The organism is Salibaculum halophilum (assembly GCF_002094885.1).
GTDB lineage: Bacteria > Pseudomonadota > Alphaproteobacteria > Rhodobacterales > Rhodobacteraceae > Salibaculum > Salibaculum halophilum.
Window position 1 is genome coordinate 18,823 of record NZ_MSIT01000016.1, and the last position, 13,150, is coordinate 31,972.

A 13,150-nucleotide genomic window follows, 5' to 3' on the forward strand; every position below is an offset into this window, starting at 1 on the left:
CGCACGCCGTGCCATCGGCCGCGCCTTGGCGGGGCGCGGTGATGCGGCTGCCCTTCCCCGTCGCCGAGATCGAGACGGACGCCGAACGCGAGGCGGGGCGCAAGCTCTTTGCCGGGCCGACGGATTTCCTCAAGGGCGTGGTCGCCATGTCGGGGTTGCCGACCCCTGACCGCGCGGAGGTCTGTTTCGCCGGCCGGTCGAACGTGGGAAAGTCCAGCCTGATCAACGCGCTGACAGGGCGCAAGGGGCTGGCGCGGGCCTCGAACACGCCCGGCCGCACGCAGGAGATCAACTTTTTCGAACTCGGCCGCAGCCACTACGTGGTGGACCTGCCCGGCTACGGTTTCGCCAATGCGCCGGTGGCGGTGGTCGAGAAGTGGCAGGCGCTGCTGCGGCGTTACCTGGCCGGGCGCCAGACCCTGCGGCGGGCCTTCGTGCTGGTCGACAGCCGCCACGGGATCAAGCCGGTCGACGACGAGATCATGACCCTGCTCGACCAGTCCGCCGTGACATTCCAGTGCGTCATGACCAAGATCGACAAGGTCAAGGAAAAGGACCGCACCCGCGTTTTGGACCAGGTGCGCGAGCGCCTTTCCACCCACCCGGCCGCCTTTCCCGAGCTTGTTCTGACCTCGGCCGACAAGGGCCACGGGATCGACGTGTTGCGCAGCATCATTGCCGGGATAGAGTGAGCGCCATGAAGACGCAGGACATGACCCGCGACTGGATCGCCACCGCGAAAACGCTCAACCAGGCGCTGCCCTACATGCAGCGCTACGCCGGGGCGATCGTCGTCATCAAGCTGGGCGGGCACGCGATGTCGAGCCAGGCCGCGATGGAGGACTTCGCCCGCGACGTGGTGCTGATGCAGCAGGTCGGCGTAAACCCGGTTATCGTCCACGGCGGCGGGCCGATGATCAACGACATGCTCGACCGACTGGGTATCGTCAGCGATTTCGTCGGCGGCAAGCGCGTCACCGACGCTGCTGTCGTCGAGGTGGTCGAGATGGTGCTGGCCGGCAAGGTCAGCAAGTGGATCACCCATGCCATCAACCAGCAGGGCGGCCGCGCGGTGGGCCTGTCGGGCAAGGACGCGCACCTGATCACCTGCACCCAGGACGCGCCAGAGCTTGGCCTGGTCGGCACCCCGGCCGAGGTCGACCCGAGCCTGCTGCACACCCTGTTCGAGGCCCGCACGATCCCGGTGATCGCGCCCCTCGGCGCCGGCCCGGATGGCGTGACGCTCAACATCAACGGCGACACCGCCGCGGGGGCCGTGGCCGCCGCGCTCAAGGCCGACCGGCTGTTGCTGCTCACGGATGTCGAGGGTGTCAAGGATACCGCCGGCACCCTTCTGACCGAGCTGTCGCCCGACCAGATCCGCGCCCTGACCGAGGAGGGCGTGATCGCCGGCGGCATGATCCCCAAGACGCAGACCGCTCTGAACGCCATCGCCGGCGGGGTGCGCGCGGTGGTGATCCTCGATGGCCGCGCGCCCAATGCCGTTCTGCTGGAACTCTTCACCGACCACGGGGCGGGTTCCTTGATCCGCACGCCGCGGTGACCCTGCCCGAGGTCGAGGCAGCGGCGGGCGCGGCCCGCCTGAGCGTTCTCGGCGGGTTCCACCCCGCCCCGGACGAAGGGCTGGGGCGAACGCTGATGCTGCTTGGCCCGGGGCCGGCGTTCTGGCCCCATTTTGCGCAGTCCCCCGAGATGCGTGACGGTGCGGCCGATCCGCTCGATCGCTGGTCGCGGCGCGTGGTGTCGCGCATGGCCGAGGTCCTTGGCGCGCGGGCGCTCTTTCCCTTCGGCCCTCCGCCCTTTCACCCCTTCCAGTCCTGGGCCACGCGCACCGGGCGCATCTGGCCCTCGCCGGTCAATTTCCTTGTCCACGGCGAACAGGGCCTCTGGGTCTCATTCCGCGGCGCTTTGGCCTTCGACGCGGCGCTGGATGTTCCGCCCGCCATGGATAAGCCCTGCGACAGTTGCCCCGACCAGCCCTGCCGCAGCGCCTGCCCCGTCTCGGCCCTTACCCCTGCGGGCTATGACGTGGCCACCTGCAAGGACTACCTGCGCGGCGGGGCCGACTGCATGCGCGGGGGATGTGCCGTTCGGGCCGCCTGCCCCGTCAGCCGGTCCTTTCCGCGCGACGCGCGGCAATCGGCCTTTCACATGGAGGCCTTCCTGTGACGCAACGCCTGATCCTGATCCGACACGCCAAGTCCAGCTGGGACGACCCGTTCGCCGACGACCACGCGCGCGTGCTCAACCCGCGGGGGCGGCGCGCGGCAAAGGCCATCGGCACCTGGCTGCGCGACAAGGGATATCTTCCCGACGCGTTCCTGAGTTCCGACAGCGCCCGGACAACGGAAACGGTGACGCGCCTGCAGGCGGGCTGGGACGATCCGGTTGCCGTAACCTATCTGCCGGACCTCTACCTTGCGACACCTCAAAGCCTGCTGGCGGTCCTGCGCACCGCGACTGCCCGGCGCGTCGCGCTCGTCGCGCATAATCCCGGGATCGGGGATTTTGCAGGCGCCATGGCCTCCGGCGTGCCGCCGCATCCGAAATTCCATCAATACCCGACCGGCGCCACCACGGTCATGGATTTCGACGTCTCGGATTGGCGCTACGCGGCGCCGGGCACCGGCCGGGTGGTCGATTTCATCGTACCGCGGGACCTGACCGACTGAGGCGCCCCGGGGCCTGTCAGTGGCCGAGGATCTGGCTCAAAAACAGCTTGGTCCGGTCGCTCTGGGGGTTGTTGAAGAACTCTTCGGGTTCGTTCTGTTCCACGATCTGGCCCTGGTCCATGAAGATGACCCGGTTGGCCACCTGCCTGGCAAAGCCCATCTCGTGGGTGACGCAGATCATGGTCATGCCCTCCTGGGCCAGCTCGATCATGGTGTCCAGCACTTCCTTGATCATCTCGGGATCGAGCGCCGAGGTCGGCTCGTCAAAAAGCATGATCTGCGGGCGCATGCACAGCGACCGGGCGATGGCGACCCGCTGCTGCTGGCCGCCCGACAGCTGGCCGGGATACTTGTCGGCCTGTTCGGGGATCTTGACCTTCTCAAGGTAGTGCATCGCCACTTCTTCGGCCTCTTTCTTGGGCGTCTTGCGCACCCAGAGCGGGGCCAGCGTGCAGTTTTCCAGGATCGTCAGGTGCGGGAACAGGTTGAAGTGCTGAAAGCACATGCCGACCTCCGACCGGATGCGGTCGATGTTCTTGAGGTCGTTGGACAGTTCCGTGCCGTCCACGACGATCTGGCCGGCCTGGTGTTCCTCCAGCCGGTTGATGCAGCGGATCAGAGTCGACTTGCCCGAACCCGAGGGCCCGCAGACCACGATCCGCTCGCCGCGATAAACGGTCAGGTTGATGTCGCGCAGCACGTGGAAGGCCCCGAACCACTTGTTCATGTCGCTGATCTGGATCGCGACCTCGTCGGAAACCTGCATCTGGCTGCGATCGATCTCGCGGTCGGTGGCAATGTCGGTCATGTCAGGTCTCCTTAACGGTGCTCACGCTGGAGCTTCTTTTCGAGGTAGATAGAGTAGCGCCCCATGCTGTAGCAAAAGATGAAGAACATCAGCCCGATGAAAATGAACAGCTCCCAGTAGATGCCGTTCCACTCGGTCGTCGCGCGGATCGCGTTGGTCAGGCCGATCGGGTCCAGCAGGCCGATGAAGACCACCAGCGTCGTGTCCTTGAACAGCCCGATGAAGGTGTTGACGATCCCCGGGATCGAGATCTTGAGCGCCTGCGGCAGGATGATCAAGCGCATGGACTTGGCGTAGTCCAGCCCCAGCGCATCGGCGGCCTCGTATTGGCCCTTGGGCAGGGCGGCGAGGCCGCCGCGCACCACCTCGGCGATATAGGCCGAGGCGAAGAGGGTGACCATGATGATGACCCGCAGCATCAGGTCGAAATCGGTGCCCGGCGGCAGGAAGTAGTTCAGCAGCAGCGAGGCCGTGAACAGCCAGACGATCAGCGGCACGCCGCGGATGATCTCGATGAAGGCGACCGAGACCTTGGTGATGATGAACAGGTGCGACTGGCGCCCCAGCGCCAGCAGGATGCCCAGCGGCAGCGACAGGATAATCCCCGAGATGCCGATGATCAGCGCCAGCATGAAGCCGCCGATGTCGTTGGACTCGACCTTGGTGATCTCCAGCGGCGCGACGGAGGCGAGGCCCGAGACCAGCGGCGAGACAAGGAACATCCAGAACAACACGGGCAACAACAGCGCGGCCAGGCTGCCCAGGATATTTCCGGCCGCGCGGCTGATGACGATGAAGGCCGCCGCGCCAATACCGAAACCGGCCGCCGTCAGGACCGGGCCCCAGAGGCTGCCGCCCCAGATCAACCAGTAGACCACGAAAGGCGCGGCCATCGACCCCCAGAGCGCCTGCCGCGGCATGCCCTGGAACAGCACCGGCGCGATGCCCAGCAGGAAGACGACGAAGGCAAGAATTGGCCGCCAGTAGAGCTCGGGCGGATAGAAGCCGAAGATAAGCTGGTTCCAGCGTTCGGTGATGACCGAAAAGCAGGCGCCGCCATGGCCCGAAAGCCCTTGCTCGGACAGGACCTCGCGGCATCCGGCCAGGCTCTCGGCCGTCCAGACGGAGTTGGCGAACCACGGCAGCAGTGCCGCCAGGATGGTGTAGATGATGAACAGCGAAAGAACCGTCAGAAGCACGTTGAGCCACCCCGAGAAGAGGTTCTCGCGCACCCATTTGACGGCGCCGGTCTCGGTAATCGGCGGGTCCTGCTCGGCCACCATTTCGGTGCGCACGAAGCGGGTGGTCTCGGCGTGGACTTCGCTCATGTCACCGCTCCTTCAGCTTCACGGCATTGTTGTAGACGTTCATCAGCGCCGAGATGACCAGCGACAGCACAAGATAGAACAGGCCCAGCAAGAGCATGCCCTCCAGCTCGCGGCCGGTCTGGTTGATGGTGATGCCCCCCAACGTCGAGCGGACGTCCATGTAGCCCACGGCAATGGCGAGCGAACTGTTCTTGGTCAGGTTCAGGTACTGCGAGATCAGCGGCGGGATGATGACCCGCAGCGCCTGCGGCAGGATGACAAGGTTCATGATGCGGCCGGGGCGCAGGCCTAGGGCGCTGGCGGCCTCGGTCTGGCCCTTGCTGACCGACAGGATGCCGGCGCGGACGATCTCGGCAACGAAGGCCCCGGTATAAAGCGCCAGCGCTAGCCAGAGCGCGATCAGCGAGTTGCGCAGGTGTATGCCCTCGGCAAAGTTGAAGCCGCGGAAAATGGGCGCCACGATCGTCGCCCCCAGTGCCAACAGCGCCGCGAGCGTGGGCAGAACTATGATCCCGAGGTTGACATACCATGTGGCAGGGCGGTCGCCTGTCGCCTCCTGTATGGCATCGGCGCGGCGCGTGTTCCAGCGCGCACCAAGGATCGACGCCACGAGAACGCCGAAGACGATAAGCCAGTCCAGGCCCGACGAGGGCGGCGGCGCGGCTTCTTCGCCGGCCTCGAGCGCCGCGGTTTCGGCCCGCCAGTCGGCGCCGGCTGCGCTCAGCGAATTCTCGAAGCCGACGCGCGGGATATAGACGCCGCGGTTCGTCACCGCGACGGTTTCGCCGACGATCAGCGAGGCCGTGGCATCCTCACCCCGGAAATCCCGCGGTTCGGGCGTGCTCTCGGTCATGATCGCGAAGATCAGGATGATCCAAAGCAGCAGGGGAACGTTGCGGAACCCTTCGACGTAGACGGCCGTCAGGTTGCTGACCAGCCAGTTTTTGGACAGCCGCAGGACGCCGGCCAGAACGCCCACGATCGTCGCAAGGGCACAGCCGAGCAGGGCGACCAGCAGGGTATTGAGGATCCCGACCATGGCGGCGCGGCCGTGCGTGCTCTGGCTGTCGTAGTCGATCAGGCGCTGGTTGATGTCATAACCGGCCGGCTGTGTCAGAAAGCCGAAGTCGAAGTCCTTGCCCAGGGTTTCCAGGTTCTGGACCGTGTTGTTGACCAGCCACCAGAGCGCCGCGACCAGCAGCACCAGGGCGATGACCTGGATGGTGATCGAGCGATACCGCGTGTCGTAGATGAGCTGGCTGAGCCGAAAGGACGCCTTCGGCACGTCGGTGGACGCTGACATCAATTATCTCCCTGGTCCCGGGTCTCATCCTGGCGCATCCGTTGGCCGGATTGCGCGAACTGTCCGGGGTAAATGTCGGCGTTGGCCCGACACGGCGACGGGGGGCACGATCGCACCCCCCGTCATCAGGTATGTCTTACCGGAACGGCATGGCGTAGAGCAGGCCGCCGTCGGTGTACTGGGCGTTGAGTCCGCGGGCCAGGCCGACCGGCGTTTCCTCGCCGATATGCTTGGCGAACAGCTCGCCGTAGTTGCCACCGGCCTGGATGGCGCGCACGGCCCAGTCGGAGTCGAGGCCGAGCTTGGCGCCCAGCTCACCCGAGGACCCGAGCATCCGGTTGATCTCCGGGTCGTCGGTGCCTTCGGCCATCTCCTCGACATTGTCGGCGGTCACGCCCATTTCCTCGGCGGCGATCAGCGACATCAGGGTCCAGCGCACAACGTCGCCCCATTCGTTGTCGCCGTGGCGCACGAGCGGGCCGAGCGGCTCTTTCGAGACAGTTTCGGGCAGGATGACGTGATCCGACGGGTTCTCGAAGGAGGCGCGCGTCGCGGCCAGGCCCGAGGAGTCGGTGGTGTAGACGTCACAGGCCCCGGCGAGATACTGCTGCTGCGCCTCGGCGTTTGTCTCGATCGGCAGCGGCTCGTATTCCATGTCGTTGACGCGGAAGAAGTCCGCGAGGTTCAATTCGGTGGTCGTGCCGGTCTGGATACAGACGGTCGCCCCGTCGAGATCCATGGCCGAGGACACGCCAAGGTCGCGCGGCACCATGAAGGCTTGGCCGTCGTAGTAGTTGATGCCGACGAATTCGAACTTCAGGTCGACGTCACGCGTGAAGGTCCATGTGGTGTTGCGGGCCAGCATGTCGATCTCGCCGGAGGCCAGCGCGGTAAAGCGGGTCTGGCCAGTGGTGGGCACGAATTCGACGGCCATGGGATCACCGAGAACGGCGGCGGCGACAGCGCGGCACACGGCCACGTCGAAGCCCTGCCATTCGCCGTCGGCATCGGGGGCCGCGAAGCCGACGAGGCCGGTTGTCACGCCGCAGTTCAGCGTGCCGCGCGCCTGGACGTCGTCAAGCGTGGCGGCGGACGCGGCACCGGCGGCAAGACCAGCGGCCGTCAGCGTGCCGAAAAGTACGGATTTCTTCATTGTTTACCTCTTCCTGAATTCCCCGTCAGAACGGGGTTCTTGTTGGTCGTCCCGGGGGACGAGGGTGATATGACGCAGACGCACTGCGAACGACCTCACAGTGGTCGGATTCACGTGCCGAGGTCAAGGGAAAGTGAGGGGGCCTTATCGGCCATTAACGGCGTGTTCGCCTGCAAAATGCGCAATTTTCGGGCGATCCGACCAAACAGCGCGCGCTATACCATGGCATACAGCTTTGCGGCCGCGTTCAGCTGCGCCCGTTTGGCCCGTGCGGCCGCCTCGGCCTCGCTGTCGGCGCCCCATTGCTCGATCTGCCAGTCCTCGTCGAGTCGGGACAGGTCGAAGGCATGGTCCGCCTCCAGACGCCCGCGCGACACGGCCAGGCCCAGCACCAGCGACCCGGTGATCGTCACCAGGTCGTGCAGCGCGGTCAGCTGGAAGACGCCCTGATCCCGGGTCGCGGATCGCAGCCGCGCAAGCGCCTCGGCCGGCTGGGCCACGGGCATCACCCCCTGCGCGAGGCGCAGTCGCGCGCCATAGGTATCCGCCGCCCAGTCCAGCAGCGGGTCCCAGTTGCGGCGCTGCCGGGCGCACAGCGCCTCGGGCCCCTCGGCGCGGTAACACAACAGATCGCTGCCGCCGTAGTCGGCCAGCATCTCTGCCACCGCGTCGAACTGCGGGGCGACCTTGTCGATCGCGGCATTGACCGCGCGGGTCAGGGGCATGGCCGCCGGGTCGATGGTCGTCTCGACGGCCCGCCATTCGGCCGCGATGGCCTCGGCCAGCTCGCGGGTCGGCACGGCGACGGTTGCCTTGGCCGGAGTCCTGACCGGGCGTCCGTCCAGCGCGATGGCGTGGCCGGCGCCGGTTTCGCCAACGCTCACGTCCGTCCAGAAGCGGCGGGGGTGTGCATCGCTCATGCGTCCTGCTCCGTTGAGGGACCGATCAGCGCATCCACCGCGCCGTCCAGCCCGGTGAACGCGCTGATCACCACATCGGCCGTCAAGGTGTCGGGGGCGGGCCGGCCCCAGCCGACACCGAGGCCGCGCACCCCGCCGGCGCGGGCCATCTCCATGTCGGAGCGGGTATCGCCCACCATGACGGCGCGGCGGGCCGCCACCCCCGTCTCGGACAGGCAGGCCAACACCATGGCGGGATGCGGCTTCGAGGGGTGGTGATCGCTGGTCTGGGTGGTATCGAAGACGCCCGCCAGCCCCTCCGCCGCGATCAGCGCGTCCAGCCTGCGGCGCGAGGTGCCCGTCGCCACGGCCAGCAGGGTAAAAGGATCGGCCCGCAAGCGATCCAGCGCCGCCCGCGCCCCGGGGACGAGCGGCCGCACCTGCGGCGCCGCGGCCGGGCTGTCGATCAGCGTGCCTTCCACGTCGAAGATCACCAGGCGCAGCTCGGGCATCACATCAGCTCGGCAAAGGGGTCTTCGGCGGCGAGGTCCTCTGCCCAGCCGAAGGTGTCCCAGGACTGCGCCATGTGGTCGGGCAGCGGCGCGGTGAGGGTGATGACCTGCCGCGTCACCGGGTTTTCCACCCGCATCATCCGCGCGTGCAGGTGCAGCTTTTTCGAGATGACGCCGCCCAGCTGCGCGCCCCAGCCGTCGCCCATGTTTTCCTGGCCCGAGCCGCCGTATTTGCCGTCGCCGACGATTGGATGCCCGATCTCGGCCATGTGCGCGCGCAACTGGTGGGTTCGGCCGGTCAAGGGTTCCATCGCCACCCAGGCGGCGCGGCTGGCCACGCGGTAAAGCGTGGCATAGAGCGTATGCGCCCGCTTGGCCCCCGGGGTGCGGTCCATGTCGCGGGGGTGGACGGCGTGCATCTTCTCGCCCTCGCCGGCGGCACCGCGGCCCCCGGCTTTGGCCAGACCGAACTTGATTTCGCCGAGGTAAGGCGTGGGCACACCCGCCACCAGCGCCCAGTAGATCTTGCGCGTGTCCTTGTGGCGCATGGCCGTGGTCAGCCCCTGCGCCGCCTGACGGGTTCGGGCCAGTATCAGCACGCCCGAGGTGTCCTTGTCGAGCCGATGCACGAGCCGCGGCTTTTCCTCGGCCCCGAAGGTCAGCGCCTCGGCCAGGCCGTCCACGTGGCGGCTCTGCTTGCTGCCGCCCTGGGTGGGAAGGCCGGCGGGCTTGTTCAGGGCAATGATCTCGTCGTCGCGGTAGATCACGCAATCGCGGATCATGCGGGCGTCGGCCTCCGAGATGCTGTCCTTGGGGCGCGCCGGGGCCGTGCTGTCGGGCAGCGGCGGGATGCGGACCTGCTGGCCCGCGTCCAACCGGGTGCTGGCCTTGACCCGGCCACCATCGACGCGGATCTCGCCCTTGCGGCAGCCCTTCTCGATGCGGCCCTGGGTGATCTGCGGAAAGTGCCGCTTGAGCCAGCGATCGAGCCGCTGGTCCCCCTCGCCCGCCGCGACGGTCCGGGTCGTGACCCCGCTCATGCCAGCACCGCGCGCATGATCTGCACCCCTGCGAAAATCGCCAGGAGCGACCCGGCGACCGACAGCCCGACATAAAGCGCCGCCTGCCCGGTCTGGCCACGCTCGACCAGCGTCAGGGCTTCCAGCGAAAAGGCCGAAAACGTGGTGAAGCCGCCCAGCACCCCGGTCATCAAAAAGGGATTGAGCGCGGCCAGCCCCCGCTGGCCCAGATAGACCAGCAGCCCACCCATCAGAAACGAGCCGAGCACATTTACCGTCAGCACGCCCAGCGGAAAACCGCCCGCGCCAAAGCCGCGGGTCACCGCAACCCCGGTGGCAAAGCGCGCGGCCGAGCCGATGGCCCCGCCAAGGGCGACTTGCAACATGGTGATCAACATGGGCGCGTTCCTTGAGGCAATCGGGGGCGTTGTCAACTGCCCTGCCGCTTCGCGCGCAACTTGGCGAAATAGTCGACCCGCCGTTTCAATTCGCGTTCGAAACCACGATCGACCGGGCTGTAGTAGACCCCGCGCTTCATGCCGTCGGGAAAGTAGTCCTGCCCGGAAAATCCATCCTCGACGTCGTGGTCATAGGCATAGCCCTCGCCGTGACCGATATCGCGCATCAGGGACGTGGGCGCGTTGAGGATGTGTTTCGGGGGCGGTTCACTGCCCGTCTTTTTCGCCGCCGCCACGGCGTTCTTGTAGGCGGCGTAACCGGCGTTCGATTTCGGCGCGAGCGCCAAGTAGATCACCGCCTGCGACAGGGCCAGCTCGCCCTCGGGGCTGCCCAGCCGCTCGTAGGCCTGCCAGGCCCCGATGCAGACCTCCTGCGCCTGCGGATCGGCCAGGCCGATATCCTCGACCGCCATGCGCGTCAGGCGCCTGGCCAGGAACCGCGGGTCCTCGCCCCCCTGCAGCATCCGCGCGAACCAGTAGAGCGCCGCGTCCGGGTCCGAGCCGCGCACGGATTTGTGCAGCGCCGAGATCAGGTTGTAATGCGCGTCGCCCGACTTGTCGTACTGCGCGGCGCGCTGGGTCAGCCGCGTGGTCAGCGTCTCGGTGTCCAGCTTGCCGGTCTCGGGCCAGGCGGAGACCTGCTCGACGAGGTTGAGCAAGGCCCGCCCGTCGCCGTCCGCCATCTCCAGCAGGGCCTCGCGTGCCGCGCCGGTCAGGGGCAGGGCTCGGCCCAGCACCTGTTCGGCGCGCTGCGCCAGGCGTTCCAGGTCGGCCAGCGTCAGCCGCTCCAGAACCAGCACCTGCGCGCGGCTCAGGACGGCGGAATTGAGTTCGAAGGAGGGGTTTTCGGTCGTGGCCCCGACCAGCACGATGGTGCCATCCTCCATGTGGGGCAGGAACCCGTCCTGCTGGGCCTTGTTGAAACGATGGACCTCGTCGACGAACAGCAGCGTGCCCGCGCCGGTCTGCCGCCGCATGCGCGCGGCATCGAAGACCTTGCGCAGCTCCGACACGCCGGTGAAGATCGCGCTGATCTGGACGAAATGCAGGTCGCTGGCCTCGGCCAGCAACCGCGCGATCGTGGTCTTGCCAACCCCGGGCGGCCCCCAGAGGATCAGCGACGACAGGTTGCCCGCCGCCAGCATGGAACCCAGCGGCGCCTCCGCTGCCAGGAGGTGTTCCTGCCCGATAACCTCGTCCAGGGCCGACGGGCGCAACCGGTCGGCCAGGGGACGGGGCGCGTTGGTACCAGGCGCGTCGTCGCCCGGTGTGTCGAAGAGATCGGCCATGGGACAACTCTATGCCTGCACCGCGTCCGAGACCAGATGCCGGGCACCAGAAACGCGAATGGCCCGCCGGGCGGGGCGGGCCATCGGGAACCGGATCGCGGGGTGGCTCAGTCCTCGGCGGCTTCCTCGGCGGCGACTCGTTCCTTGTCGGCCGCCCCCTTGGCGTCGGGGTCGCGGTCGACCAGTTCAATGATCGCCATCGGGGCCATGTCGCCGTAGCGGAACCCGGCCTTCAGCACCCGGGTATAGCCGCCCTGACGGTCCTTGTAGCGCGCACCGAGAACGTCGAAAAGCTTGGCAACATCCTTGTCCTGCTTGAGCTGCGCCGCGGCCTGGCGACGCGCGTGGATGTCGCCGCGCTTGGCCAGCGTCACAAGCTTGTCCATGACGCGCTTGAGTTCCTTGGCCTTGGGCAGGGTGGTCTTGATCTGTTCGTGCTCGATGAGCGAGCCGGCCATGTTCGAGAACAGGGCCTTGCGGTGTTCATGGGTCCGGTTGAGGCGGCGGTATCCGCGGGCGTGGCGCATTTTCGATCTCCTTGGATGCCCTCTACGGGCTGTTTTGCTTTGTCCGGCGGGCCATGCGTGTGACCCGCTCTCCTTGGGGCGATGTGCCCGGGGCCGGGCGGACCAAAATTCTGGAATTTTGGTCGGCCCGACGTGGTATCAGAACTGGTCTTCGAACTTCTTGGCCAGGTCCTCGATATTGTCGGGCGGCCAGTCCTCCACATCCATCCCGAGGTGAAGGCCCATGCCCGAGAGCACTTCCTTGATCTCGTTGAGCGACTTGCGGCCGAAGTTCGGCGTGCGCAGCATCTCGGCTTCGGTTTTCTGGATCAGGTCACCGATATAGACGATGTTGTCGTTCTTGAGGCAGTTCGCGGACCGGACCGAAAGCTCCAGCTCGTCCACCTTCTTGAGCAGGAGCGGGTTGAATTCCAGCCCGTCGTCATCCTGGCTGCTGTGAGAGGCTTCGGGTTCGTCGAAGTTGACGAAGACCTGGAGCTGGTCCTGAAGGATACGCGCGGCGTAGGCCACCGCGTCCTCGGGGGTGATCGACCCGTCGGTCTCGATGTTCATGGTCAGCTTGTCGTAGTCCAGAACCTGGCCTTCACGGGTGGGCTGGACGTCGTAGCTGACCTTCTTGACCGGCGAATAGATCGCGTCGATGGCGATCATGCCGATCGGCGCATCCTCGGGCTTGTTCTTGTCAGCCGCAACATAGCCCTTGCCGGTGTTCACGGTCAGCTCGATGTAGAGTTCTGCCCCCTCGTCGAGGTGGCAGATGACGTGATCCTTGTTGAGGATCTCGATCCCGGCGCTTTCCGAGATATCGCCAGCGGTGACCACGCCGGGGCCCTTGGCCTGCACCTGCAGCCGCTTGGGGCCCTCGGTCTCCATGCGGATGGCGACGCCCTTGAGGTTCAGCACGATATCGGTGACGTCTTCACGCACGCCGGACACGGAGGAAAACTCGTGCAGCACGTTGTCGATCTGCACGGCCGTGATAGCGGCCCCCTGGAGCGACGACAGAAGGATGCGGCGAAGGGCATTGCCCATTGTAAGGCCGAAGCCGCGTTCCAGCGGTTCGGCGACCACGGTGCCCTGCCGTGCCGGGTCCTTGCCCGGTTTCACGTCAAGCTGCGTGGGTTTGATTAGTTCGGCCCAGTTCTTGTGGATCATGCGTCC

15 protein-coding genes are annotated in these 13,150 nt (G+C 66.7%); 4 read left to right on the plus strand and 11 right to left on the minus strand.

The features are described from left to right. The first annotated feature begins 41 nt into the window (after nucleotides 1–41). From yihA to BU124_RS10945, 4 genes are read left to right on the plus strand one after another with little or no spacing between them, the layout of a single operon-like run. Entirely contained in the window at nucleotides 42–692 is a 651-nt protein-coding gene (gene yihA, locus BU124_RS10930) for a ribosome biogenesis GTP-binding protein YihA/YsxC (RefSeq protein WP_084863619.1), read from the plus strand. 5 nt (nucleotides 693–697) lie between these two features. After that, nucleotides 698–1,564, plus strand: coding sequence for an acetylglutamate kinase (gene argB / locus BU124_RS10935; RefSeq protein WP_084863620.1), 867 nt, complete (start codon nucleotides 698–700; stop codon nucleotides 1,562–1,564). After that, on the plus strand, nucleotides 1,561–2,190 hold the full coding sequence (locus BU124_RS10940; RefSeq protein ID WP_084863621.1) for a ferredoxin: 630 nt from the start codon (nucleotides 1,561–1,563) through the stop codon (nucleotides 2,188–2,190). The genes argB and BU124_RS10940 overlap by 4 nt, the downstream gene beginning before the upstream one ends. Further along, a complete protein-coding gene (locus BU124_RS10945) occupies nucleotides 2,187–2,693 on the plus strand; it encodes a SixA phosphatase family protein (protein WP_084863622.1) in 507 nt (168 codons plus the stop codon). Before BU124_RS10940 ends, BU124_RS10945 begins: the two co-directional genes overlap by 4 nt. 16 nt (nucleotides 2,694–2,709) lie before the next feature. Here BU124_RS10945 and BU124_RS10950 read toward each other — a convergent pair whose 3' ends face one another. The 11 genes from BU124_RS10950 to BU124_RS11000 form a co-directional block, all read right to left on the minus strand. After that, the gene (locus tag BU124_RS10950) at nucleotides 2,710–3,501 is read right to left on the minus strand and encodes an amino acid ABC transporter ATP-binding protein (protein WP_084863623.1); all 792 of its coding nucleotides are present in this window, start codon (nucleotides 3,499–3,501) and stop codon (nucleotides 2,710–2,712) included. Nucleotides 3,502–3,512: 11 nt separating this feature from the next. Beyond that, a complete protein-coding gene (locus tag BU124_RS10955; RefSeq protein WP_084863624.1) occupies nucleotides 3,513–4,829 on the minus strand; it encodes an amino acid ABC transporter permease in 1,317 nt (438 codons plus the stop codon). A 1-nt stretch (nucleotide 4,830) separates the two neighbouring features. After that, complete coding sequence (locus BU124_RS10960; RefSeq protein ID WP_084863625.1) at nucleotides 4,831–6,132, minus strand: amino acid ABC transporter permease; 1,302 nt, start codon at nucleotides 6,130–6,132, stop codon at nucleotides 4,831–4,833. Nucleotides 6,133–6,268: 136 nt separating this feature from the next. Further along, complete coding sequence (locus BU124_RS10965; RefSeq protein WP_084863626.1) at nucleotides 6,269–7,285, minus strand: amino acid ABC transporter substrate-binding protein; 1,017 nt, start codon at nucleotides 7,283–7,285, stop codon at nucleotides 6,269–6,271. 215 nt (nucleotides 7,286–7,500) lie between these two features. Next, nucleotides 7,501–8,205: an ATP12 family chaperone protein gene (locus BU124_RS10970; protein ID WP_084863627.1), complete on the minus strand. Its 705-nt coding sequence runs from the start codon at nucleotides 8,203–8,205 to the stop codon at nucleotides 7,501–7,503. After that, a complete protein-coding gene (locus tag BU124_RS10975; protein WP_143529957.1) occupies nucleotides 8,202–8,696 on the minus strand; it encodes an HAD-IA family hydrolase in 495 nt (164 codons plus the stop codon). The genes BU124_RS10970 and BU124_RS10975 overlap by 4 nt, the downstream gene beginning before the upstream one ends. Next, nucleotides 8,696–9,736, minus strand: coding sequence for an RluA family pseudouridine synthase (locus tag BU124_RS10980; RefSeq protein ID WP_084863628.1), 1,041 nt, complete (start codon nucleotides 9,734–9,736; stop codon nucleotides 8,696–8,698). Before BU124_RS10980 ends, BU124_RS10975 begins: the two co-directional genes overlap by 1 nt. After that, on the minus strand, nucleotides 9,733–10,113 hold the full coding sequence (gene crcB / locus BU124_RS10985; RefSeq protein ID WP_084863629.1) for a fluoride efflux transporter CrcB: 381 nt from the start codon (nucleotides 10,111–10,113) through the stop codon (nucleotides 9,733–9,735). The genes BU124_RS10980 and crcB overlap by 4 nt, the downstream gene beginning before the upstream one ends. 32 nt (nucleotides 10,114–10,145) lie before the next feature. After that, on the minus strand, nucleotides 10,146–11,462 hold the full coding sequence (locus tag BU124_RS10990; RefSeq protein WP_084863630.1) for a replication-associated recombination protein A: 1,317 nt from the start codon (nucleotides 11,460–11,462) through the stop codon (nucleotides 10,146–10,148). A gap of 107 nt (nucleotides 11,463–11,569) precedes the next feature. Then, the gene (gene rplQ / locus BU124_RS10995; RefSeq protein ID WP_084863631.1) at nucleotides 11,570–11,989 is read right to left on the minus strand and encodes a 50S ribosomal protein L17; all 420 of its coding nucleotides are present in this window, start codon (nucleotides 11,987–11,989) and stop codon (nucleotides 11,570–11,572) included. A 138-nt stretch (nucleotides 11,990–12,127) separates the two neighbouring features. Then, nucleotides 12,128–13,144, minus strand: coding sequence for a DNA-directed RNA polymerase subunit alpha (locus BU124_RS11000; protein WP_084863666.1), 1,017 nt, complete (start codon nucleotides 13,142–13,144; stop codon nucleotides 12,128–12,130). Nucleotides 13,145–13,150: the final 6 nt, after the last annotated feature.

Excerpts from the sequence above, each read along its gene's own strand:
- BU124_RS10950 (WP_084863623.1), bottom strand. The coding sequence starts at position 3,501 with ATGACCGACATTGCCACCGACCGCGAGATCGATCGCAGCCAGATGCAG.
- BU124_RS10975 (WP_143529957.1), bottom strand. The coding sequence starts at position 8,696 with ATGCCCGAGCTGCGCCTGGTGATCTTCGACGTGGAAGGCACGCTGATC.
- BU124_RS10965 (WP_084863626.1), bottom strand. The coding sequence starts at position 7,285 with ATGAAGAAATCCGTACTTTTCGGCACGCTGACGGCCGCTGGTCTTGCC.
- rplQ (WP_084863631.1), bottom strand. The coding sequence starts at position 11,989 with ATGCGCCACGCCCGCGGATACCGCCGCCTCAACCGGACCCATGAACAC.
- crcB (WP_084863629.1), bottom strand. The coding sequence starts at position 10,113 with ATGTTGATCACCATGTTGCAAGTCGCCCTTGGCGGGGCCATCGGCTCG.
- argB (WP_084863620.1), top strand. The coding sequence starts at position 698 with ATGAAGACGCAGGACATGACCCGCGACTGGATCGCCACCGCGAAAACG.
- BU124_RS10955 (WP_084863624.1), bottom strand. The coding sequence starts at position 4,829 with ATGAGCGAAGTCCACGCCGAGACCACCCGCTTCGTGCGCACCGAAATG.
- yihA (WP_084863619.1), top strand. The coding sequence starts at position 42 with ATGCGGCTGCCCTTCCCCGTCGCCGAGATCGAGACGGACGCCGAACGC.
- BU124_RS10980 (WP_084863628.1), bottom strand. The coding sequence starts at position 9,736 with ATGAGCGGGGTCACGACCCGGACCGTCGCGGCGGGCGAGGGGGACCAG.
- BU124_RS11000 (WP_084863666.1), bottom strand. The coding sequence starts at position 13,144 with ATGATCCACAAGAACTGGGCCGAACTAATCAAACCCACGCAGCTTGAC.
- BU124_RS10960 (WP_084863625.1), bottom strand. The coding sequence starts at position 6,132 with ATGTCAGCGTCCACCGACGTGCCGAAGGCGTCCTTTCGGCTCAGCCAG.
- BU124_RS10970 (WP_084863627.1), bottom strand. The coding sequence starts at position 8,205 with ATGAGCGATGCACACCCCCGCCGCTTCTGGACGGACGTGAGCGTTGGC.
- BU124_RS10990 (WP_084863630.1), bottom strand. The coding sequence starts at position 11,462 with ATGGCCGATCTCTTCGACACACCGGGCGACGACGCGCCTGGTACCAAC.